Source organism: Rhodopseudomonas boonkerdii (assembly GCF_021184025.1).
Taxonomy (GTDB): domain Bacteria; phylum Pseudomonadota; class Alphaproteobacteria; order Rhizobiales; family Xanthobacteraceae; genus Tardiphaga; species Tardiphaga boonkerdii.
This window is the reverse complement of record NZ_CP036537.1, coordinates 2,334,909-2,357,376: the sequence shown is the minus strand read 5'-3', so window position 1 is coordinate 2,357,376 and position 22,468 is coordinate 2,334,909. Positions and strand designations below refer to the sequence as shown.

The following is a 22,468-nucleotide window of genomic DNA, read 5'->3' as shown; positions in this document are numbered from 1 at the left end:
GCGAAGCACCGCGCCAAAGAGGCGCGCTGCATCGCGTCCGGGACAAGCCTGAGTGACTAGCACCAGGCACACCTTCGCAGAGAGCAACATCATGAAGGCTTACGTCTACACAGAGAACGGCGCGGCCATCGTCGATGTCGCTGCGCCAAAACCGACCGGCACGCAGGTGCTGGTGAAGGTAAAGGCCTGCGGCCTTAACCGCGCCGATCTCGGCATGACCAAGGGCCATGTCCATGGTGCAGCCGGCGGCGTCGGCACCGTGCTCGGCATGGAATGGGCAGGCGAGATCGCCGAGTTGGGACCGGAGGCAAAAGGCTTCACGGTCGGCGAGCGCGTAATGGGCTCGGGCGGCGCGGCATTCGCGGAATTCACGGTGACCGACCATGGCCGCCTGTTCCACATCCCGCCCGGCATGGGTTTCGACACCGCGTGTACCCTGCCCGTGGCGCTGACGACGATGCACAACGCGCTGGTCACCGTCGGCGGATTGCAGGCCGGGCAATCCGTACTCATTCAAGGCGCGAGTTCGGGGGTCGGCCTGATGGCCCTGCAGATTGCCAGGCTGAAGGGCGCCAGGCCGGTGATCGGCTCATCCACGCATGCCGCACGCCGCGGCCGGCTGGGCGAATTTGGCGCCGATCTCGCCATCGATTCGAAAGAAGTTGGCTGGGTCAACGAGGTACTCAAGGCGACGCTTGGCGACGGTGTCGATCTGATCGTCGACCAGATCTCCGGCCCCGTTGCCAATCAGAACCTCAAGGCAACGAAGGTGCTCGGCCGCATCGTCAATGTCGGCCGCCTCGGCGGCACCCATGCAGATTTCAATTTCGATCTGCATGCGGCCAGGCGTATCAGCTATATCGGCGTCACGTTCCGCACCCGGTCGATGCAGGAGATCCGCGATATCTTCAGCGCGGTGCGCGCCGACATCTGGCCGGCGGTCGAGGCCGGCAAGCTGAAACTGCCGATCGACAAGGTGTATCCGTTCGCGGAGATCGCAATGGCGTTCAACCACATGGAAGCCAACAAGCATCTTGGCAAGATCGTGGTGACGCTGTAGCTCGCGCAATGCGAGTCCTCGCATCTCCACACGCACTGCCCCTCATCATGAGAGCCAGTCTGCGCGGCGTTCGCGTTTCGGACTCGTTTTTGAGTCCGAACGCGCACTCAGTTTTCGTTGGATAGCATTTATTTCACGTTAACGTTTCGTTGACTCTCGACACTGTGCGGAAAGTGGATTCATATTGCCTTGTCGATTCGAAGTGGCGGGGCGTTGGGGGTCGAATCGACACTACACATCTTCCGAGGGGGCCAAGTATGTCGCGTGCGCATGCGGACAACGCATGCGTCCAATCCGATTCCATCAAAGGATTGGCGCAATCGATCGCGAAGCCGGCCTATCACCGGCTGCTCATCGCAGAGCCCGCACTCCGTCGCGCCGTTCCCACGCTGATCATCGCGTTCCTCATCACCATCTTCTTCGGCGCCTTCGTGCAGGTCGTCGACCAGAGCCGCCAGAAGCAGACTTCTCTCAAGCGTGACCTCACTGCGCTCGGCGACATGGTTGCCGAACGTCTCGATCGCAACGGCGCCGTTCGACAGGATCGCCAAGCCTCCCTCGAGCGACTGCAGGCGTTGCTGCCGAGCCTGATCCCGGCCTGGGGTATCGCCCCGGGCCGCCACGTGATCGTGCTCGGCGCCGATCAGAGCATCATCGCCCGCATGCCGACGGATGTGCCCGCCGGCGACGACCGGCGCGTCCTCGACATTCTCAGCGCCGTACAGAACATATCGGCACAGAGTCAGCGGACGGATGTGTTCGAGATCGTCACATCCGACGGCCATCACGCTCTCGCCACGCGCCGCATCGTGCGTGCGCTGCCCGGCCAGATCGTCGTGCTGCAGGAAAACAACGAGTCGATCTGGCCTTCGGAATCGGCGCTGTCGATCACGCTTTCCGCGACGACGGGCTTCGTCGTGCTGATCCTCGGCTTCGCCTTCCACTGGCAATCGACCCGCGCCCGCGAAGGCGACGCCATCAACGATGCCGTGCGCGGCCGTATCGACACCGCGCTCAACCGCGGCCGCTGCGGCCTGTGGGACTGGGACCTGTCGCGCGGCCGGATATTCTGGTCGCAATCGATGTTTACCATGCTCGGCCTCGACAGCCGCAGCGACCTTCTCACCTTCGGCGAAGTAAACGCGCTGGTGCGCCCGGAAGATATCAACCTGTTCGAAATTGCCGATCAGCTGGTCTCGCAGCAGCTCGACTACATCGATCGAACCTTCCGCATGCAGCACAGCGACGGCCACTGGATCTGGCTGCAGCTGCGCTGCGAGCTCGTGGCCGGCCAGAGCGACGGCAGCCAGCATCTGATCGGCATCGCCATCGACGTCACAGAGCAGAAGAGCCTCGCACAGAAGAGCATCGAAGCCGATGTCCGCCTGCGCGATGCCATCGAGACGATCCCGGAAGCCTTCGTGCTATGGGACGCCGACGATCGCCTCGTGCTCTGCAATTCACACTTCCAGCGCCTGCACAAGCTGCCGGATTCCGCGGTGAGGCCCGGCACGCCCTATGAGACCGTGCTTGAGGTCGGCAGCATGCCGGAAGTACGCTCCCGGCTTGCGGACGCCGCCGACGCCTCGCAGGGCGCACGCACCTTCGAGGCGCAGCTAGAAAACGGTGCCTGGCTGCATATCAGCGAGCGCCGAACCAAGGATGGCGGTTACGTCTCGGTGGGCACCGACATCACCCGCATCAAGGAACACGAGCAGAAGCTGATCGACAACGACCTGCGCCTGCGCGCCTCGGTCATCGATCTCAAGCACTCCCAGGCGGCGCTCGAGAAACAGGCGCTCGAACTCGCCGATCTCGCGCAGAAATATTCCGAGGAAAAGACCCGCGCCGAGGAAGCCAACGCCACGAAATCGAAATTCCTCGCCAATATGAGCCACGAGCTGCGCACGCCGCTCAACGCCATCATCGGCTTCTCCGAAATCATGGGCAGCGGCATGTTCGGCCATCTCGGTTCGGAGAAATATTCGGAATACTGCCACGATATTCTCACCAGCGGTCACTACCTGCTGGAAGTGATCAACGACATTCTCGACATGTCGAAGATCGAAGCCGGCCGCATGAAGCTCGATCTCGAACCGCTCGATCTCGGCCAGATCCTGTCGGAATCGATCCGCGTCGTCTCCGGTCGCGCCGAAGCCAAGAACCTCACGCTCGGCGCCGACATCGCGACCGACGCTGCCGTCGTCGCCGACCGCCGTGCCATCAAGCAGATCCTGGTCAATCTTCTGTCCAACGCGGTGAAGTTCACCCCTGATGGCGGACGTGTCACCGTGCGCAGCCGCGTGATGAAGCATTCGGTCGCGCTGATCATTGCCGACAGCGGTATCGGCATTGCACCGCATGCGCTGAAGCGATTGGGGCGCCCTTTCGAGCAGGTCGAGAGCCAGCTCACCAAGAGCTATCACGGCTCGGGCCTCGGCCTCGCCATCGCCAAATCGCTGACCGGCCTGCATGGCGGCGCGATGAAGCTGCGCTCCAAGCCCGACGTCGGCACCGTCGTCTGCATTTCGCTGCCGCTGGAAGGCGAGCGCCGCGCGCTCTACGTTTCCAGAGCGGCCTGATAGAAGACCGCCCCCGCAGCCACGGCGGTCCGATGCCGATCGAGCCGCCAGCACAGACGTATCGGCCCAGACGCGCCGCCTCAGAAATTGAAAGTCGTCGAGACCAGATAGGTTCGCGGTGCACCGAGGATGACGTAACCATCGTTGGTCGCGGCCTGCCAGTAATTGCTGTCAAGCACGTTCTCGACCGAGAACCGCAACACCACCGGCTTGTTGTTCCACGGCGACGCAAATGTATAGCGCGCCCCGGCATCGTAACGCGTCCAGCTCGCACCCGCGACCCGGTTCGCTTGGTCGGCGTAATAGGCGCCCGTGTGGATGGCACGGCCGGTCAACGTCAGCCCGCTCAAGAAAGGCACGTCCCATTCGCCGCCGATATTGACCTGAACATCCGGCACATTGAACGTGCGCAGCCCGTCATAGGTGCCGTTCTGCGTCGTCTCTTGCCGTGCATCGATGAACATGAAGCCGCCGAGCAGGCGCAAGCCTTCGGTTACCTCGCCGAAGGCGTTGAACTCGATGCCGCGATTCCGGCTCGCGCCCCCCTGCGATACGGTGTTGGTCGCGCGATCCACGATCTGGAACGGGCGCATGATGTCGAATGCGCTGACGGTGGTCGTGATACGGCCCCAATCGACCTTGATGCCAACCTCCTTCTGCTTCGAGCGATAGGGCGCAAGCACCTGCCCGGCATTGGCGAAGCTTTCGCCGACGACCGAACCGGGTTCGAACGCTTCGATATAGTTGCCATAGAGCGAGACGTTCTCCAGCGGCTTGACCACGAGAGCGAATGCCGGCGTGGTCGCGGAGGCGTCATAGCCGCCGGTGCGAACGCCCGTGCCCTGGGCAAACGATTCCGATTCCACATACTGATGACGCACGCCGGCCGTGAACTGGACCCGGTTGTCCAGGATCGACATCGTATCGGCCATACCGAAGCTGGAGAGCTGCGTGCCGGAAGTCCGGCGCGGAGCACCCACCTCGACATTCGGCACTGCGCTCTGCGTCGGATTGTAAAGATTGGAGCGGAACAGCCTGCCGGAGGTGTTCAGGATGCCGACATAGGCTTCCGATGCGGCCACGTTGAAGTTGATCGCGTGGTTGACCGGCCCGGTATCGACATTGGCGCGGAAGCCTGCCTGGCCCGCCGACCGCTCGTGCGCCTGATTGTTACGCCGCGGCGTCCCGTTGAAGTTTCCGTTCAGACTATCCATCCGGATATCCGAATAGAGATAGCGCACGTCGCTCGTGCCGATGCCGGCCTGGGCATAGGCCGTCAGGTTCTCGGTGATATCGACTTCGCCCTGCACGATGGCGTAACGGGACTCCGACTGCCAGAAGCCCCAGTTCGGCATATAATTCGCGCGCGCATCGGGCGGCGCCGGAAGCGCCGTGAGATTGCCGAGATCGATGAACCGTGTCATCGCCGTGGTGTTGTTCTTCTCATAGCCGATATCGGCCGACAGCCGCACCCGTTCGCCACGGTAGTCGAGCCCGACAAAGGCGTTGCCGACTTCCTGATTCTGGTTGGCGAGTTCGGTGCCACCATCCTTGTAGCTGCCGTTGAAGCGAACGCCGTACTCCTTGAACTCGCCAAACCGCTGACCGACATCGATATGTGTCCCGACCTGCGAGCGCGACGAATAGGTGTTGGTGATCTGCGCGACCGGCACGTCCTGGGCGCGCTTGGTCACCAGATTGACGCTGCCGCCAACGCCGCCGCCACCGGGCGGCATGCCGTTGAGCAGCGCCGACGGTCCCTTCAGCACCTCCACGCGCTCGATGGCGCCGAGCGAAGACAGCGAGAATGCGGAAGCGATGCCGTAAAGTCCGTTCAGACCATAAGCGGTGCTGGAAACGCTGAAGCCGCGGATGTTCAACTGATCGAAACCATAGGCGCGCGGCACGGTGATGCGTGCCGACGGATCGTTCGCGAACACGTCGTCGAGCTTGCGCGCCTGTTGATCCTGAATGGTCTGCGCGGTGTAGCTGGTCTGGTTGAACGGCGTGTCCATCACACCGCGGTTGCCGAGCAGGCCAACCTGGCTGCCCGAAGCCACCTGCCCGCCGGCATAGGCGGCCGGCAGATTGCCCGTGAGACCGGTTGCCGGCGTCGGGGGTGCGCGTCGCTCGACCGCGCGCGGCTGCGCCTGCTGTGCTCTTGCGGCATTTTGGCGCGGCACCGCGCGGCGCGTCGCACGCGGCTTCGGCGCGTGGACTTCGACGGCCGGAAGCTCGCGCGCCGTCTGCGCAACGGATTCGTTGCTGCCGGCAACCGTCAACGCAAGCGCGCTCGCTGCAGCCAGAAGTCCATTCGTGCGAAGTGTAGTTGCGTCGTTCATTTGCCTGATCGCCCCAAGTCCCGGCCGATGTTCGATCAGCCAACTCGTTGGGGCCTTACAGGACGTCACTGTGCGTTCACAATGCGGCGCACTTAGATTCTGTCTAGCACTTCGCCTGCAGATGACGATGACTGCTGCACGCAACCGACCGCAGCGTGCAGCCTCGCTTGACTCCCCGCTTCACACCGGACTGTGAAAAACGCACGCACAAGCTCTTCGCGGCTTTCGCTATTGCGCAGGCTTGGCAGCAAGCGCGATGCGGCCGATGTGATTGGCCTGCGACGAGAACCAGACCACACCATTCCGTCCGGCGGTCATCCCAAACGGCTGCGCATTCGCCGTCTTCAGATCGAACAGAGTCACGAAACCGGCCGGCGTGATGCGCCCGATCTTGTTCGGCTTGAAGGCGGTGAACCACACATTGCCGTCGCCGCCGGCTGCAATGCCGATCGGCTTGGTGTCGGCGGGAAGCGGAAACTCCGTCATCTCACCCTGCATGGAGATGCGCCCGATGCGGTCGGTGCCGTTCATCGAGAACCAGAGATGACCGTCCGGTCCCACCGTGATATCGCGCGGTCTCGCCTGCGGACTGCTCAGAGCGAATTCGGTGATCTTGCCGGTCGCCACATCAAGCCGGCCGATCTTGCCGGCGCCGCTTTCGGTGAACCACAGATTCCTGTCCGGGCCGGTTACGACGCCATAGGCCTGCGCGTCCTCGGTTGGAATCGTGAATTCGGTGAACTCGCCATTCACGGTGATGCGACCGATTTTGTTGGCCGCCATTTCCGCAAACCAGAGATGTCCGTCGGGTCCGACGGTGATGCCGCGCGGCCATGAGCCCTTGTTGAGCTGCGTCGGCTTCGTGGCCTGTGAGGGAATGACGAAGGTGCCGTTGAACTCACCCGTCACCGACATGCGGCGGATCGCATTCTCTTCGCGCGAGGTGAACCAGATGTGCCCGTCGGGCCCGAATGCGATGCCCTGCAGAACGCCGACCGCCTCACCCGGAACACGAAATGGCGTGATGGCGCCGCTGGGTTCGATGCGGAAGATCTGATGCTTGAGGACTTCCGTCACCCACAGATTGCCATCGGGCGCGACGACCATGGCCTGCGGCCGCTGCCCTTCGCCAGGCAGAGCCGTCTCGACGATAGCAACCTCATCGGCCGTCACGCCTTCTCCGGCCCATGCCACCAGCATGGCCGCAACGGCTGCGATCACACGAAAAAACCTCAACCGCATCTCGTCCCCCCAAGCGCTCGATCACCGCGCGCCACGCAACCGTTCAGGTTACGCTCACGCGACGAAAAGACCGGAGCTAGCGGACAAGGAGGTGCGACAACAATTGCGACCGATTAGATTTCGTCTAACCGGTTCACAAATCCGATTATCCGGGGAACATTCACGCACAGCGTGCAGACGCGCTCGACCGAGAAGGTCTCTCAACCACCGACGATCTGCCGGAAGACCTGCCGCACATCCTGCTGGATTTCGCGGACGCGCGCTTCCAGCGACGAGAAGTCAGGTTCGTTGCTGACACGCGCCAGCAGCCGCAACAGATCGGCGCCTGCGGACTCCGGCTTGAAGCCCTCGCTGACGCAGAGCCGCAGGATCTGGGTGAGATCGTTGAACAGACGCACCGCACGGCGCAGCACGTCGAAATGCTCGGTTTGCAGCACACCCAGCCTGGCGGCGTTTTCGAGCACCTGCTGCGTGTTGACGTTCAGAATGGCGGGTTTCTCGGCGGCATGAACGAGCTGCAGATATTGCGCGATGAACTCGATATCGACCATGCCGCCGGCGGCATATTTGAGATCCCAGATATCGTCCTCGCCCTTTTCCTCGGCGATCGCCTGACGCATCTCGGCGACATCGTTGGCGATGATTCCGTGCTCGCGCGGGCGGGTGAGCACGTCGCGAATGGCGGCTTCCACCCTTTCGCGGAAAGCCGGCGACGCCGAGATGACGCGCGCGCGCGTCAGCGCCATATGTTCCCAGGTCCAGGCTTCGTTCTGCTGATATTCAGAGAAGGAATCGATGCGCGACGCCAGCGGTCCGGATCGTCCCGACGGCCGCAAACGCATATCCACTTCATACAGCACGCCATAATTGGTGCGCGTCGTGAAAGCGCTGATCAGCCGCTGCGTCAGGCGTGCGAAATATTGTGCGCCATGCAGAGAGCGCGCGCCATCGGAATCGGGTGCGTCGTGGTCGAAGTCGTAAATCAGGATCAGATCGAGATCGGATGACGCCGTCATCTCGCGGCTGCCGAGCCGTCCCATGGCGATGATCGCCGTTTCCTGATCCTTGATGCGGCCATGTTGTTCGACGAATTGATCGAGCACGAGACCATGCAGCGTCTGCGCGATGCCTTCGGCGACATCGGCGAAAGCCGTGCTCGCTTGCGGCGCCGTCACCGTGCCGGACAGGATGCGCGTGCCGATCAGGAACAGGCTCTCCTGCCCGAACAAACGCAAACGATCGAGGAATTCCTCATAGGAGTTGGCATCTTCGAGCGTGACGGCGAGACGCAGGGACAGTTCGCGGCGGTCAGGCATGGCCCCGAAAAAGCGCGGATCGATCAGACCGTCGACGAGCTGCGGCTGCCGGGCAAGCATGTCGGCAAGCCGCGGCGCAGCGCCGAGCACGAGCGCAACGAGTGCCACGAGATCGCGATTCTGGCTCAGCAGCGAGATCAATCGTGCACCGCGTTGCAGGGCCTGCAGGAAGCGATCGAAGGCGATCACGGCGCTGTCGGGCTCCTCGGCATTGGCCAGCCCGACGATCAGCAAAGGCACGAAATCGAGAAAGGCCTGCCGCGTGCTCTCGACCCGCAGCGCGCGATAGTCCTCGTCCAGCATCCAGTGCTGCACGGTCTGCGCCACCATGGCCGGCTTGCGGAATCCGAGCTTGGCGAGATGTTCGAGCAGGCGCTGGTCGGAAGCGCCGGCCTTGTAATCGACCGCGGGCAGATGAATGTCGTCCGTCGCATCCCCTTCGAACAGGCGGCCATAGTGCCCCTGCACGCAATTCAAGTGCATCAGAAGATCGCGCGCGAAAGCCTCGCGGCTTGCATAGCCGAAAAAGCGCGCGAAGCGTTCGACGGCCTCCTCGTCTTCCGGCAATGCGTGCGTCTGCTCGTCGGCAATCATCTGCAGCCGGTGCTCGACCCGACGCAGGAATTCGTAGGCGACCGTCAGCTCGTCCCGGACGTCGCCGGTGATCCAGTTGCTGGCGGCGAGAACGCCCAGCGCGTCGAGAGTCGGTCGCACGCGCAAGTCCGGATGACGGCCGCCGGCGATCAATTGCTGGGTCTGTGCGAAAAACTCGATTTCGCGAATGCCGCCGCGCCCGACCTTGACGTTATGGCCTTCGACCGAAATCTCGCTCTGGCCGCGATAGGTCTGCATCTGGCGCTTCATGTCGTGCACATCGGCAAGCGCCGCGAAGTCGAGATGCTTGCGCCAGACGAACGGTGCGATGTCCGCCAGCATACGTTCACCGGCTTTGGGATCGCCGGCGCATGGCAGCGCCTTGATCATCGCGGCGCGCTCCCAGGTACGTCCCTCGCGCTCGTAGTAATACAGCGCGGACGCCGTCGAGACCGCCACAGGCGTCGAGGCCGGGTCCGGTCGCAGCCGCAGATCGACGCGGAACACATAGCCGTCGCCGGTGCGCTGCTGCAGCAGCCGCGACATCCCCTGCGCGATGCGCACGAAGAACGTATTGGGCTCGATATCTTCGGGCAGCGAATGAGCCTCGAGATCGAAGAACACGATCAGATCGATGTCGCTGGAGTAATTCAGCTCGCCCGCGCCCATCTTTCCCATGGCGAAGACGATCACGCCGCTGCCCTCCTCGGGCGCAGCCGGGTTCGGCGGCAGGATACGTCCGCGCCCGGCTTCCTGGGTCAGCAGATAGCGGATCGCCGTCTGCACCGAAACGATGGCGAGATCCGTCAGCGCACGCGTCACGCGCATCACCGGCCATACGCCGCCGATGTCGCATAGCGCAATCATCAGCGCCGCCTCGGACTTCATCCGCCGCAGCGCAGTCATCACGTCGGCCTCGCTGGATGCCTCGCCAACCAGCCTCACGGCGCGCGCCATGAGATCGGGCAGCGCCTTGTCGGCGTCACCAGTCAGCACGCGCAAGGCGCGCGCGGCGTCGGCGCGGATCAGATCGAACAGATAGGGAGACGCTTCCGCAATGCCGAACAGAATCGCACGGGCATGGGGATACTGATCGACGATGGCCCGCAATGCGCTGGCCTGTTCGGGCGCGATATCCGTGAGCCAGTCGGCGAAACGGCGCTCGGCCTCATGAGGATCGAACAGTTCCGGTCCGCTCACGAACTGCGCGGCCAGCATCGACTGGCCCTCGCCTGCGGTAGCTGAAGTCATACGGACTTCTGTTGCACATTCGCGCTTTGCCCTGCAAGGGCCTCGCCCGCTGCGGCCGGTAATACCAGTGTCACACGCAGTCCCGGATGGTTGTCGCCGAGTCGCAGTTCGCCGCCATGCAGCGTGGAAACCGCCGACGCAAGGCTGAGACCGAGACCCGAACCCGGCAATGTCCGGCTGGCTTCCAACCGCACGAATCGCTCCACCGCATGTTTGCGATCGGCTTCCGGAATGCCCGGCCCGTGATCGGCAACGCTCAGCAGGACGTGATCGCCCTCGCGGCGTGCCTCGATCAGAATGTCGGACGCGGCCGCGCCGTCATCCGTTTCGGGCTTGCCGTATTTGATGGCGTTCTCCACGAGATTGGCGAGCGCCTGGCTGATCAGTTCGCGATTGCCGCGCAAGGGGGCGAGCGACGTTTCGACCTTGAGAACGAGATCGGCGTCTTCCGCGAGCGGTTCATACAGTTCGTGAATGCCGGCCGCCACATCGGCCGCGTCGAACAAGGTCATGTTGTCGCGCGCCTGTCCGGATTCGGCGCGTGCGATCATCAGCAACGCGTTGAAGGTGCGGATCAGACCATCGGATTCGTCGATCGTGCTTTCCAGCGCGGCCCGATAGTCGGCCTCGTTGCTGGAACGCGCCAGCGCTTCCTCGGCGCGATTGCGCAGCCGCGTCAGCGGCGTCTTGAGATCGTGGGCGATGTTGTCGGAGACCTCCTTGAGGCCGCTCATCAGCGCCTCGATGCGCTCCAGCATCGTGTTGAGATTTTCCGCGAGCCGGTCGAGTTCGTCGCCGCTGCGGCCCACCGGCAGCCGGCCGGAGAGATCGCCCGCCATGATGCGCTGGGTGGTGCCGGTGATCGCATCGATCTTGCGGAGCACACGGCGCGACACGAAAATGCCGCCGCCGAGACCGAGCACGACGACGATCAGCACCGACCATTTGGCGGCATCGCCGACGATGTCGAACAGCCGCCGCCGCTCCTCCAGATCGTGGCCGATCAGCAGGCGAAAGCCGCTGGAAAGCTGCTCCACCTTGACCAGCGCGCGATGGTTCGACGAGTCCGGATCGTCGAGCCGGCGATACGGCGTTTCCGACCAGCCCGTGCTCGCCATCACGCCCGGTGCCAGCGAGGACACGTTGCCAGCCACCGACTGCCCAGCCGGTGTGGTGATGAGATAGAGATTGGCGCCCGGCCGCAGTGCCCGGTTCTCGATGGCGAAGACGATGCCGCGCAACCCCCGGCGCTGATAGAGCTCACTGAGCTCGCTCATCTCGGCATTCACCGTGGTGGTGATCTGATCGTTGATCAGCCGGTTCGTATTCCAGGCGAAATAGCCGAGCAGCGCCGCCGCAAAGAACGCGAACAGCAGCAGATAAGCAAGCGTCAACCGGAATGCGGTGGTGCGGAAGAGTTTGCCGAGGGCGGTCACGGATTGTCTCTGAAGAACACGAATGACGTCAGCCATATAGTATGTCCCGGACGCGGTGCAGCGCTTTTGCGCTGCGCCGCAGAGCCGGGACCGCCCGAAGCGCCGTCATTCCTAAGGTCCCAGCTCAGCAGCGCACCACTCCGTGATGCACGGCGTCCGGGACAAGCTTTAAGCATTGCAGCTCACTTCACCCCGTCGCGCACCATGTAGCCGGCGCCGCGGATCGTGTGCAGCAACGGGCGGTCGAAACCCTTGTCGATCTTCGAGCGCAGCCGCGAGATGTGGACATCGATCACATTGGTCTGCGGATCAAAATGATAGTCCCAGACATTTTCGAGCAGCATGGTGCGTGTCACCACTTGCCCGGCATGCTTCATCAGATATTCGAGCAGACGAAATTCGCGCGGTTGCAGGATCAGCTCCTGGCCGCCGCGGCTGACGCCGTGCGACAGCCGGTCGAGTTCGAGATCGCCGACGCGATAGGTCGTTTCTTCTGCCGGGCCGCCCTGGCGGCGCGACAGCACTTCGACGCGCGCAAGCAGTTCGGCAAACGAATAGGGCTTCGGCAGATAGTCGTCGCCGCCGGCGCGGAGACCCTTGACGCGGTCATCGACCTGGCCGAGCGCAGAGAGGATCAGCGCGGGCGTGCGGTTGCCCTTCTCGCGCAATGCCCCGATGACGGACAGGCCGTCGCGCTTCGGCAGCATGCGATCGACGACGAGCACGTCGTAATCGCCGCTGTCGGCGAGCGCAAACCCTTCCTCGCCATCGGCCGCGTGATCGGCCACATGGCCGACCTCGCGAAATGCCTTGACCAGATAGTCTGCGGACTCGCGATCGTCTTCGATGATGAGCAGGCGCATTTCGGGAACGGCTCTGGACGTGGCGGTTTCGCTGCGGATCGGTTGAATCTCTGTCACCATGGCGTGCACTGCGCTCTCATGCAAGGCGGCATCGTCGTCGCCTTTTGATGGGGGATGGGCGGTGAAGCTGGGGGAACTTCACCGCCCATGTACCTTCCGACGGAAACGGGCACAGCCGAGGGAAGGAAGAGGCGGGAGCGAGTTTGAGGCTCGCTCCCTGGAAAGCACCGTCAGCGGGGGCGACTATGCCGGCGATACCTTCCGTCTCGAAAGCATGATCCCGAAAAGCGAATACGATCTTCGGAAACCATCATGCTCAACTCGGAGAATCCGGGCGTCCGATCATCGACGATGCTCAGACGCCCCGCGGTACTCAGCCCTTGGCGAGCGGCACCGCGACGAATTTGGAGGAGCCGCCCGAGCGAACCCGGATCAGCACGCTGTTCTTCTTGTCGTTGTGCGCGGTCACGATGGCCTCGCGCACCTCGCCGGGAGTGGCGACACTCTTGCCGGCGACCTCGAGAATGACATCGCCTTCCTTGAAGCCACGCTCCGCTGCCGCGCTGTTCGGATCGACACCGGTGACGACGACGCCTTCCTTGCCGGCGCCGGCGACGCTGCTCGCCGGCGAGACCGTGAGGCCGAGCTTCGGCACATCGGCGCCGCGCGACGACGAGCCCTTGTCGCCGTCGAAGTCGGCCTTGGCCTCCTGCACGCTCGGCATCGTGCCCAGCGTCATGGACAGCACCTTGTCCTCACCCTTCGAAAGGACGTTGAGCTTCACCGTGTTGCCCGGCGCGAAGCCGCCGATGGTGCGGGCGAGTTCGCGGGCGTCCTTCACCGGCGTGCCGTTCACCTGGGTGATGATATCACCCGACTTGATGCCGGCCTTGGCCGCCGGACCATCCGCCTGCGGCTCGGCGACCAGCGCGCCTTCCGCCTTCTTCAGGCCGAGGCTGTCGGCGATGTCCTGCGTCACCGGCTGAATCTGCACGCCAATCCAGCCACGCGAGACCGAGCCCTTCTCCTTCAGCTGGGCGACCACCGTCTTCACCGTCGAAGCGGGGATCGAGAAGGCGATGCCGACGCTGCCGCCCGAAGGCGAATAGATGGCGGTGTTGACGCCCATCACCTCGCCGGACACGTCGAACGCCGGTCCACCCGAATTGCCCTTGTTCACGGGCGCGTCGATCTGGATGAAATCGTCATACGGACCGTTGCCGATGTCGCGGCCCGAAGCCGAGACGATGCCGGCGGTCACGGTGCCGCCGAGGCCGAACGGGTTGCCGACCGCCAGCACCCAGTCGCCGATGCGCGGCTTGCCGTCGGCAAGCTTCGCGAACGGAAAGTCGGTGCGGCCCTCGACCTTGATCAGCGCGAGATCCGTGCGCGGGTCCGTACCGATCACCTTGGCCGAATAGGTCTTGCCGTCGTCGGTGTTGACCTCGACCTTGTCGGCGCCATCGACCACGTGGTTGTTGGTCACGGCATAACCGTCAGCCGAGATGAAGAAACCCGAGCCCTGGCCGCTGATGGGGCCGCGGCCGCCGCGCGGGCCGGGACGCAGGCCGGGTGGCAGGCCGTCCTGGCCGAAGCGCTTGAAGAAACGCTCCATGGGCGAGCCCGGCTGGAACGGCGAGTCGCTGCTGTCGTCGTCCTTCGACGCGACCTTCTCCTTGATGTTGACCTTGACGGAGATCACCGACGGCTTCACCCGCTCGACGATGTCGGCGAAGCCGACCGGCTGGGCGGCCTGTGCCTTGACCTGCTTGTCGACCTGCGCATGGGCGGCGGTGGTGAAGTTGATGCCGTTGTTCGACGGCGAGATGCCATAAGCGGCGACGCCGAGGCCGGCGACGACCGAGGCCATCAAGGCGAATTTGCGCATGGACAGCAACGAACGACGCGGCGCCTTGTAGGACGGCAGGCCGGAAAAATCGGTGGGACGGTCGGACATCGAGAAATCTCCAGAGCACGGCGCGGGGGGCAAGGCGCCTTGTGTGATCCGAAGATGAACGAGCGAACCTTACCGCCCGCTGGCAGCGGGATTAAGGTTTTGTAATTTGGCGGGAAGGGGTGTGGCGGGATGACGCGGGGCTTCGCATCCTGCCCTTTACGGCCGAAAGGACGCCGAAATCGCGCGAAAACGCCGCTAAATCCCGCCAATTGCTACGAACTGCAGCGCGTCGTCATCTTGCCGCCCTGCCCGTCCCGTAGGACTTTCGGCCATCGGCCACCCGAAACACGCAGGATCGACATGTCATTGGACCCATTGCTCGGCAAAGGTCGTATCCGGGCATCAGGCGTGATGGCGAATCCGGCTGCATCGCGCGGCTGGCTCGGCGGCCGCGTCATCCTCGACCATCGCCGCTGGACATGTCGCGAGGCCGACCTGACTTGGTCGGCCCCCTCCCATGTCGTGATCCTGACCCGCCGTGGCGGCACGTCGCTGACATCGATCACCTGTGCCGGCGAGACCAGCTATCGTGGCATGGACCGGCCGGGCTCGCTGTCCTTCGTCCCCGCCAATGTCGTTCGCGACGGCAGTTATCGTGACGCCGATCTGGTCTATACGGCGCTCTGGATCGATCCCGACTTCACATCCCGGCTCGGCATCCGCAACGAGACGCTTCCCATCCTGCTCAATCAGCGCGACACCGCCATAGCGGCGGCGCTACAGGCCTTTCAGGAAGATCTCGCCGCAGGCGTCGAATTCGACAGCGGCTATGTCGAGCATCTCACCGGCTTCATCGTGCACCGGATCGCGCAGCTCGACCGCCGCAAGGTGAAGCGCAAGACTTACGGCGCGTTGAGCGGCGGCGTCATGCGCCGGCTGGAAGACTTCATCGATGCCCATCTCGCCAGCGAGATGACGTTGCAGCAGCTCGCAGACATCGCGCGGCTGCCCGTCGATACCTTCGCGCGGCGCTTCAAGGCCACCACCGGCCTTGCGCCCTATGCCTTCATCCTCGAACAGCGCGTCCGCCACGCCGAGATGATCCTGCGCGCCGGCGAGACACAGATCGCCAGTGTGGCGGCACGGACCGGATTTTGCAGCCAGAGCCACTTTTCCGGCACCTTCAAGCGCCTGCGCGGCATCACGCCCGCCGCTTTCGCACGCGCCGTTCCGGAATCCTGACATCCGTCCCGGGATCGTGGAAGACCATCGCCGCTGAAAGGTCCATCTCCAGCACACCCACGACATGGAGTGTGCGATGGACGGTGCGATCAATCCCTTTCTGCCGACGCGGCGGCAGGTCCTGGAGGGCAGCTCGGCCCTTGCGCTGGTGATGGCCAACGGCATGGCGGAGGCTGCATCGCCCGCTACGGAGGTCGCATCGGCGGTCGCCATCGAGCCTGTCGCATTCACGCTCATCATAAACGGCCAGCCGACGGCGTTGCACCTCGATACAAGAACCACACTGCTCGACGCGCTGCGCGAACATCTCGGTCTCACCGGCACGAAGAAGGGCTGCGATCACGGCCAGTGCGGCGCCTGCACCGTGCTCGTTCACGGCCGGCGCATCAATGCCTGCCTGTCGCTCGCCGTGATGCATCAGGGCGATGACATCACCACCATCGAGGGCCTTGCGACAGGTGACGATCTGCACCCGATGCAGGCTGCCTTCATCGCGCACGACGGTTTCCAGTGCGGCTATTGCACCCCCGGCCAGATCTGCTCCGCCATCGGCATGCTGCAGGAAGCGCGGGCGGGCTGGCCGAGCCATGTGAGTGGCAATGTCGCGGCGACCACCATCGCCCTCACCGATGACGAAATCCGCGAGCGCATGAGCGGCAACATCTGCCGCTGCTCCGCCTATCCCAACATCGTCGCCGCCATCCGCGACGCAGCCGGGAAGGCCTGACCATGCAGCCCTTCACCTATGAACGTGCCACGACCGTCTCCGGCGCCATCGCCTCGGTCGTCAGGCGCCCCGACGCCAAATTCATCGCCGGCGGCACCAACCTGCTCGATCTGATGAAGCTCGGCATCGAACGGCCCGCGCATCTCGTCGATATCAGCCGCCTGCCGCTGAACGAGATTGAAACACAGCCCGATCGCAGCCTACGGATCGGTGCGCAGGCAACCAACAGCGACCTCGCGGCGCATCCGCATGTGCGCATGCATTTCCCATTGCTCACCCAGGCGCTGCTTGCGGGCGCATCCGGGCAATTGCGCAACAAGGCATCGGTCGGCGGCAATCTGCTGCAACGAACGCGCTGCCCGTATTTCTACAACACCCACACGCCCTGCAACAAACGCGTGCCGGGCTCCGGCTGCGCGGCCATCGGCGGCTTCAATCGCGCCCATGCCATTCTCGGCGCCAGTTCATCCTGCATCGCCGTGCATCCCTCCGACATGGCGGTCGCAATGACCGCACTCGACGCACAGATCGAGACGGTCGATGCGACCGGCCAAACGCGAAAGTTCGGCATCGGCGATCGAGACTCCGCGCGTGACGATGCGTGGCCCAGTTTAGCGGACTGGTGATTGAGGGCCAACCGCAACGCCGACATGGACGGCTGGGCCTCAATGATGATTTGGCCGAACGACATGTGCAGAGATATATCGAACTCGCTAGCGCCCGCCACGATTGGACAGTGAAACAGCCGCTCTACGGCATCCGGGCCACGTAGGGCGAGCAGCAGAAGAGCTGGGCCCGGCGGGACATGCGCGAAGCTTTCAAGCAGGAAATCGGCTTAAGAGGCCCCGCGCCTCAATTGTCGAGGTCATCGAGTAGGTTTCGGACCTTCTTGGCCAGCTCTTCAATCGTATAAGGCTTTGAGATCAGCTGCGTCCCGGCGTCCAGCACGCCGTTGTGCACGATGGCGTTGCGTGTATAGCCGGTCGTGTAAAGCACAGGGATGCCGGGGCAGAGCTCTCCCACGATCTTCGCGAGTTCGCTGCCGGTCATCTCGGGCATCACCACGTCGGTGAACAGCAGGTCCGGCTTTGCACCGTCCTTGATCTTGCGCAGGGCTTCCGTGGCGCCACCGGCCTCAATCACGCTATAGCCGAGCTCCCGCAAGGTCTCGACCGAAACGGCACGGACGCGATCTTCATCCTCGACGACCAGGATGACCTCTTTGAGCTGCCCGCAGCTTTGCCGAATACCCTCATTGGCCGGCTCGTGCGCACTGTCCTCGCCCAGAAACCGTGGCAAGTAGATCTTGACCGAGGTGCCGACGCCGATTTCCGAGTAGATTTTGACGTGACCGCCCGACTGCCGAACGAAACCGTAGACCTGGCTGAGGCCGAGGCCCGTCCCTTTACCAATCTCCTTCGTAGTGTAGAACGGGTCGAAGGCTTTTGTGAGCACATCTGCGGGCATGCCTGCACCGGTGTCCGTGACAGCAACCAAAACGTACTGGCCCGGCTGAATGGCGTACTCATGCGCATACTTCTCATCGACTGCGGCATTTGCGGTCTCGATGGTGAGACGCCCGCCCTTCGGCATCGCGTCCCGGGCGTTGACCGCCAGATTGAGCACGGCGCTTTCAAGCTGAGCCTGATCCGCCTTCACATTCCACAGTCCAGCCGCTAGCACGGATTCGATCTGAATGAGCTCTCCAAGCGAGCGATCGAGCAGGTCGCTCATCCCTGAGATCATCCGATTGACCCCCAGCACCTTGGGCGCAAGCGGCTGCTGGCGGGAAAATGCCAACAGTCTTTGCGTCAAATTGGCTGCGCGATTCGCGCCATCCAGCGCCCCGTCGATAAACCGCGTGACGTCGATTTCGCCGCGATCGAGCTTCCGCTTGGCAAGATTGAGTCCGCCGATGACGACCGCGAGCATGTTATTGAAGTCATGCGCGATGCCGCCAGTCAGTTGGCCGACCGCCTCCATCTTCTGCGCCTGTTGCAGCTGTTGTTCAGCTTTGGATCGCTCTGCGATTTCTTCCTGCACGCGCTGCTCGAGGCTGTAGTTCAAGGCCTGCAGCTCGGCTTCTGCGCGGCGACGTTCGTTCAGTTCGCGCTCGGCAGCGTTGAACAGCCGAGCGTTGTCGATGGCGGTCGCCGCGTGTCCTGCAATGCCAAGAAGTGCCGTCTCATGGCTCTCCTGAAATTTTCCGGTTTGCTCGTCGCCGAAGAACAGACCGCCGAGCACTTCCCCGCTGCGGGAGATGACTGGGACCGCAAGATAGGAACGCACCGGCAGGTGTCCATCCGGCATCCCCTTCCTTGGCGCGTTCTTCCCGTAGCGGGGATCTTCAAGGATATTGTCGGATCTCACAACCGACGTACCGAGAAAGGTCGGTTCGAAAACCGCCGTGTTGCGCGGCATCGGAAAATTCTCGAAAGCGGAACGTGGCACGCCCGAAAGGGCATAGAGCATATAGCTGCCACCGTCCGGGGTCAGGACATTGTAAAAAAACGCGCCGAACTGGGCGCCGGACAGTTCAACACCGGCGTCGGTGACGGTTTGAACGATCTTCTCAAGATCACGCTCGCGGGCGACTGAGGCCCCGGTATCGTTAAGAATGCGAAGGTGTCGTTCCGTTCTCTTCAGGTCGGTGATATCGATGACCGTCCCGACAAAACGCACAGCCCGCGCGCTGTCAAAGATTGCGTCGCCGGTTGCGGCAATCCATCGCTCCACCCCATCATCGATACCGACAGTGCGGAATTCGACGTCGTAGGAGGTTGGCGACGCAGGATCGAGAGCTTTCGAAACCGCTTCATGGATGCGATCGCGATCATCCGGGTGAAGCCCTTGCAAAAATGAGCGCTCGTATGTCACCTGCGCGTCCGGCCGGAGTCCAAACATGGCTCTGCACTGATTGTCCCAGCGCAACGTGCCGCTTATGGGGTCGTAGTCCCAGATGCCGATGCCGGCAGCTTTGGTTGCTAGGCTTAATCGGTCCGCGGCCTGCCGCGCCGCATCATCAGATCTCACACGTTCAATATGCGCCCACGATCTGGATGTTACCTCTTCGAGCAGCGCGAGCTCTTGGGCTGTCCAGACGTGCGGATGGGCGTGGTGGATCGCCATGAGGGCGGTAAGCCGACCATCTTTGAGAAATGGCATGCAGATCGTTGCGCCGATGCCGATAGACTGGAAGGTCTGCGCTTCATGCGGCGCCAGTTCCTTGAGGTTATCGTTGATGATCAGCGGTCGACCTGCGCCTAGCTCTCGCACGGCTTTTGTTCCGAAATCCGCGAGGCTGTAGTGGCCAAGGATATGTTTGGCGCCGGGGGCCGCCCAGTCGCCCCTGATCGTAAAGCCGTCTTGGTCGCCATCCATATCCGCGTAAGCGCAGTTGGCGACAGAAAGGCGCTGGCCAAGCAACTGGGTCGTGACTGAGAGAATCTCGTCAGCCGTTTGCGCTCCGGCTGTGCGGCTGCCCAGTTCGTCTAGAAATCTTAATCGAGACTCGTTTTCACGAACGACCGTCTCAGCCCGCCGCCTTTCAACCGCCGTACGGGTGCGTTCGGCGACCTCGCGTATGAGGCTGAGCTCCGTATCGCTCCAGGACCGGACTTGGTTGTGATTGAGGTAAAGGAGCGCCACGACACCGTTGGACTCCAGTACGGGCATGTTGACGATGGCGCGAGCCGAAATCTGTTCCAAGGCCTCAGCGTTGTCTCCGACCCGCGGATCTTGCCTGGCATCTGCAAAAACCACGGTCTCGCCGCGCTTCAAGTCCTCAATGTATCTCCCGTAGTCCCGGAACTTCAGCACGCCCGCGAGACTGCGAACGCCCGGCGCATTCCAGTCTTTAGCGATCGCGATCGTTTCGGCCGCTGCGTCGATAGTGCCGTATCCGGCGCGGCTGACTTGTAGCGTTTTGCCGAGCAGCTCGGCCGCGAGATAAGCCAGCTCCTCCGGATCGGCAACGTCCCTGATGTAATCTCCAAGAACGGCCAGCACTTCGTCGCGAGTCGGCGACAAACTATCCCCGGCCATTTAATCCCCCGACGTTTGGTAGCTTAGGCGAACATCACTGCCGAGCAGCGGCCGACGAAGAAGCCGGTCGCAACCACGTCGGAACTCACAAATGAGAGGAAAAGTTCCATCAATACAAGCACGTCGCCTGTGCGCACCAACGCTAACGAAACTGTATGCGGGAACCCGGATCGGGAGACCCGCCAATGACGGCAGGCGTCGGCCATCCGGGTACCACGCTTACGGAACGGGATGTCGGAAATCTTCAATCATAGTTTCGCATAGCCACGTGAGGCATGCCGCCATCCATGAACTCTTCACCATAGGCTTTAAAGCCCAGCTTCATGTAAAAGCCGACTTTGTCGACCTGTGCCGCTAGGTGAAAGCGCTCATTCCCAGCAGACTTCGAAGTTTTCATCGCACGCGAGATCATCTGCTTTGCAATACCTTTACCCCTCGCGCCATGGGAAACGGCGACCCGACCTATTTTGATATGTCTGTCTTCCGAGACCAACCGCAGGGTCCCGACAACTTCACCAGCGAGTAGGGCAACCAAATGCACCGCTGTGAGGTCATCGATGTCAAACTCTTCGGCCTCAGACACTCCTTGCTCACGGACAAAGACCTCCTTTCGCAATGAGAACGCTTCATTGCAAATCATCGAGAACGCCGGGGCACTTATAATCGTCAGGTCTTGGGTCATGTGTTCAACAATACCGCATTAGCGTGCGATGCAAGTCTTGCGGAAGGAGCCCGCACTCTCGGTTAAGCAGCGATTGCACGATAGTTGCCGCTTATACTCCCGGCACCCCCCTTTTGTCTGTTAACCGACATATTATGGCTGATGGCTGGAACCGTCAGCACAGCGAATGAGTTCGTAAGCCGTTGCCAGTTACTTACAGATTGGAGAAAGAAATGAGCGGCACCACCGACAAGATCAAGGGCATCGCCAATGAGGCAGTTGGCAAGGCCAAGCAGGGCATCGGCGAGATCACCGGATCCGACAAACTCAAGGCAGAAGGCGCGGCGCAGGAAGCCAAGGGCGACGCGCAGAAGGCTATGGGCGACGCCAAAAATGCGACGAAGGATGCGATCGACAAGACCGCTGATGCGCTCAAGAAGCCGCTCTGAGTAGCACAAGCATGTCAATAGAGAAGGCCGCTATTATGGCGGCCTTTTTCATTCTGCTGTGTGTCTTTCGGCCTATCCGATCACGCTCGCTCTCTCAATCTTGTTCTGAAAAAGCGCGCGCGGCGAGATCTTCTTTCGCAACGCTTCACCACGCATCTTAGTTTAGCGGACTGGTGATTGAGGGCCGACCGCAACCCTCCTGGAGGGTGGCGCGGCCGGCCTCAATTTAACGGACTGACAATCAAGAACAGTAACACCTAAAAACTTCAACGCGCGGAGTAGATCCAGTCACATTCACAGCAACACGCGCAGCGATTTGCGATCAATCGGAGCGTGTTTCCGGAAACAGGCCCGCGAGAATCTCGCCTGCCATGTTGAAGGCCGCGACGCCGCGGAAGAGTGCGGCGATGCCGGCGCTGGCGTGGAGTTCGTCCAGCGTCGCCCCCGCCTTGATGGCCGCCCTGGCGTGATTGGCGGCGGCTTCGGAGGTCTGCACCAGCAGGATGGCAAACGCCATCAGCTGCACCGTCTTCTGATCGAGCGCCGCCGGCGTGAGCGCGGCGATGCGCCAGTCTTCAAGCGCAGCGACAAGACCGGGGTCGACGCGCATGCCAAGCTCGAGCCGCTTTGCGATCTTCGGCGGCGTGAAGCCGATCATGGTCTCGTAGCGGGCTTTCAGTTCATCGAGCTTGGCATCTGTTTTCGACATGTCGTTCCTATCTTCAATCATGGGATCGCGGACCGGCGGTCACCGACACCGCA

The 22,468-nt window shown here is 62.6% G+C and carries 15 protein-coding genes and 1 pseudogene; 6 read left to right on the top strand and 10 right to left on the bottom strand.

The window, feature by feature from the left end:
- Nucleotides 1-91: 91 nt before the first annotated feature.
- Nucleotides 92-1,060, top strand: a complete 969-nt coding sequence (locus E0H22_RS10935) for a zinc-binding dehydrogenase (RefSeq protein WP_233026282.1) — start codon at nt 92-94, stop codon at nt 1,058-1,060.
- Nucleotides 1,061-1,317: 257 nt separating this feature from the next.
- Entirely contained in the window at nt 1,318-3,642 is a 2,325-nt protein-coding gene (locus E0H22_RS10930; RefSeq protein ID WP_233025667.1) for a PAS domain-containing sensor histidine kinase, read from the top strand.
- 80 nt (nt 3,643-3,722) lie between these two features.
- Here the strand turns inward: E0H22_RS10930 and E0H22_RS10925 are convergent, their stop codons facing one another.
- The 6 genes from E0H22_RS10925 to E0H22_RS10900 form a co-directional block, all read right to left on the bottom strand.
- Entirely contained in the window at nt 3,723-5,984 is a 2,262-nt protein-coding gene (locus E0H22_RS10925) for a TonB-dependent receptor (protein WP_233025666.1), read from the bottom strand.
- Nucleotides 5,985-6,212: 228 nt separating this feature from the next.
- The gene (locus E0H22_RS10920) at nt 6,213-7,220 is read right to left on the bottom strand and encodes a Vgb family protein (protein WP_233025665.1); all 1,008 of its coding nucleotides are present in this window, start codon (nt 7,218-7,220) and stop codon (nt 6,213-6,215) included.
- A 206-nt stretch (nt 7,221-7,426) separates the two neighbouring features.
- Nucleotides 7,427-10,387, bottom strand: a complete 2,961-nt coding sequence (locus E0H22_RS10915; RefSeq protein WP_233025664.1) for a bifunctional [glutamine synthetase] adenylyltransferase/[glutamine synthetase]-adenylyl-L-tyrosine phosphorylase — start codon at nt 10,385-10,387, stop codon at nt 7,427-7,429.
- Complete coding sequence (locus E0H22_RS10910) at nt 10,384-11,823, bottom strand: sensor histidine kinase (RefSeq protein WP_233025663.1); 1,440 nt, start codon at nt 11,821-11,823, stop codon at nt 10,384-10,386. Before E0H22_RS10910 ends, E0H22_RS10915 begins: the two co-directional genes overlap by 4 nt.
- Before the next feature lie 182 nt (nt 11,824-12,005).
- Nucleotides 12,006-12,746: a response regulator transcription factor gene (locus E0H22_RS10905; RefSeq protein ID WP_283818813.1), complete on the bottom strand. Its 741-nt coding sequence runs from the start codon at nt 12,744-12,746 to the stop codon at nt 12,006-12,008.
- Between the two features lie 313 nt (nt 12,747-13,059).
- Complete coding sequence (locus tag E0H22_RS10900; RefSeq protein WP_233025662.1) at nt 13,060-14,643, bottom strand: Do family serine endopeptidase; 1,584 nt, start codon at nt 14,641-14,643, stop codon at nt 13,060-13,062.
- Between the two features lie 300 nt (nt 14,644-14,943).
- Between E0H22_RS10900 and E0H22_RS10895 the strand changes: the two genes are divergently transcribed.
- The 3 genes and pseudogenes from E0H22_RS10895 to E0H22_RS10885 all read left to right on the top strand — a co-directional run.
- Nucleotides 14,944-15,825 carry a helix-turn-helix domain-containing protein gene (locus E0H22_RS10895; RefSeq protein ID WP_233025661.1) on the top strand — a complete coding sequence of 294 codons (882 nt, stop codon included), beginning with the start codon at nt 14,944-14,946 and terminating at the stop codon, nt 15,823-15,825.
- A gap of 163 nt (nt 15,826-15,988) precedes the next feature.
- Nucleotides 15,989-16,552 carry a 2Fe-2S iron-sulfur cluster-binding protein gene (locus E0H22_RS10890; RefSeq protein ID WP_430715272.1) on the top strand — a complete coding sequence of 188 codons (564 nt, stop codon included), beginning with the start codon at nt 15,989-15,991 and terminating at the stop codon, nt 16,550-16,552.
- Between the two features lie 2 nt (nt 16,553-16,554).
- Nucleotides 16,555-17,130: pseudogene (locus tag E0H22_RS10885) on the top strand (FAD binding domain-containing protein); the annotation flags it as partial.
- A gap of 274 nt (nt 17,131-17,404) precedes the next feature.
- Here the strand turns inward: E0H22_RS10885 and E0H22_RS10880 are convergent.
- The 3 genes from E0H22_RS10880 to E0H22_RS10870 are packed head-to-tail and all read right to left on the bottom strand — an operon-like array spanning nt 17,405 to nt 21,278.
- Complete coding sequence (locus tag E0H22_RS10880; protein WP_233025659.1) at nt 17,405-20,596, bottom strand: GAF domain-containing protein; 3,192 nt, start codon at nt 20,594-20,596, stop codon at nt 17,405-17,407.
- Between the two features lie 23 nt (nt 20,597-20,619).
- Nucleotides 20,620-20,844, bottom strand: coding sequence for a hypothetical protein (locus E0H22_RS10875; protein ID WP_233025658.1), 225 nt, complete (start codon nt 20,842-20,844; stop codon nt 20,620-20,622).
- On the bottom strand, nt 20,841-21,278 hold the full coding sequence (locus tag E0H22_RS10870; RefSeq protein ID WP_233025657.1) for a GNAT family N-acetyltransferase: 438 nt from the start codon (nt 21,276-21,278) through the stop codon (nt 20,841-20,843). The genes E0H22_RS10875 and E0H22_RS10870 overlap by 4 nt, the downstream gene beginning before the upstream one ends.
- Nucleotides 21,279-21,490: 212 nt before the next feature.
- Between E0H22_RS10870 and E0H22_RS10865 the strand changes: the two genes are divergently transcribed.
- A complete protein-coding gene (locus E0H22_RS10865) occupies nt 21,491-21,706 on the top strand; it encodes a CsbD family protein (RefSeq protein WP_233025656.1) in 216 nt (71 codons plus the stop codon).
- Nucleotides 21,707-22,028: 322 nt separating this feature from the next.
- On the opposite strand, the gene E0H22_RS10860 is transcribed toward E0H22_RS10865, so the two are convergent.
- On the bottom strand, nt 22,029-22,415 hold the full coding sequence (locus tag E0H22_RS10860; RefSeq protein WP_233025655.1) for a carboxymuconolactone decarboxylase family protein: 387 nt from the start codon (nt 22,413-22,415) through the stop codon (nt 22,029-22,031).
- Nucleotides 22,416-22,468: the final 53 nt, after the last annotated feature.

Coding starts and splice junctions, on each gene's coding strand:
- E0H22_RS10880 (WP_233025659.1), bottom strand. CDS start 20,596: ATGGCCGGGGATAGTTTGTCGCCGACTCGCGACGAAGTGCTGGCCGTT.
- E0H22_RS10935 (WP_233026282.1), top strand. CDS start 92: ATGAAGGCTTACGTCTACACAGAGAACGGCGCGGCCATCGTCGATGTC.
- E0H22_RS10870 (WP_233025657.1), bottom strand. CDS start 21,278: ATGACCCAAGACCTGACGATTATAAGTGCCCCGGCGTTCTCGATGATT.
- E0H22_RS10895 (WP_233025661.1), top strand. CDS start 14,944: ATGTCATTGGACCCATTGCTCGGCAAAGGTCGTATCCGGGCATCAGGC.
- E0H22_RS10865 (WP_233025656.1), top strand. CDS start 21,491: ATGAGCGGCACCACCGACAAGATCAAGGGCATCGCCAATGAGGCAGTT.
- E0H22_RS10915 (WP_233025664.1), bottom strand. CDS start 10,387: ATGACTTCAGCTACCGCAGGCGAGGGCCAGTCGATGCTGGCCGCGCAG.
- E0H22_RS10930 (WP_233025667.1), top strand. CDS start 1,318: ATGTCGCGTGCGCATGCGGACAACGCATGCGTCCAATCCGATTCCATC.
- E0H22_RS10860 (WP_233025655.1), bottom strand. CDS start 22,415: ATGTCGAAAACAGATGCCAAGCTCGATGAACTGAAAGCCCGCTACGAG.
- E0H22_RS10890 (WP_430715272.1), top strand. CDS start 15,989: ATGGCGGAGGCTGCATCGCCCGCTACGGAGGTCGCATCGGCGGTCGCC.
- E0H22_RS10905 (WP_283818813.1), bottom strand. CDS start 12,746: ATGGTGACAGAGATTCAACCGATCCGCAGCGAAACCGCCACGTCCAGA.
- E0H22_RS10925 (WP_233025666.1), bottom strand. CDS start 5,984: ATGAACGACGCAACTACACTTCGCACGAATGGACTTCTGGCTGCAGCG.
- E0H22_RS10900 (WP_233025662.1), bottom strand. CDS start 14,643: ATGTCCGACCGTCCCACCGATTTTTCCGGCCTGCCGTCCTACAAGGCG.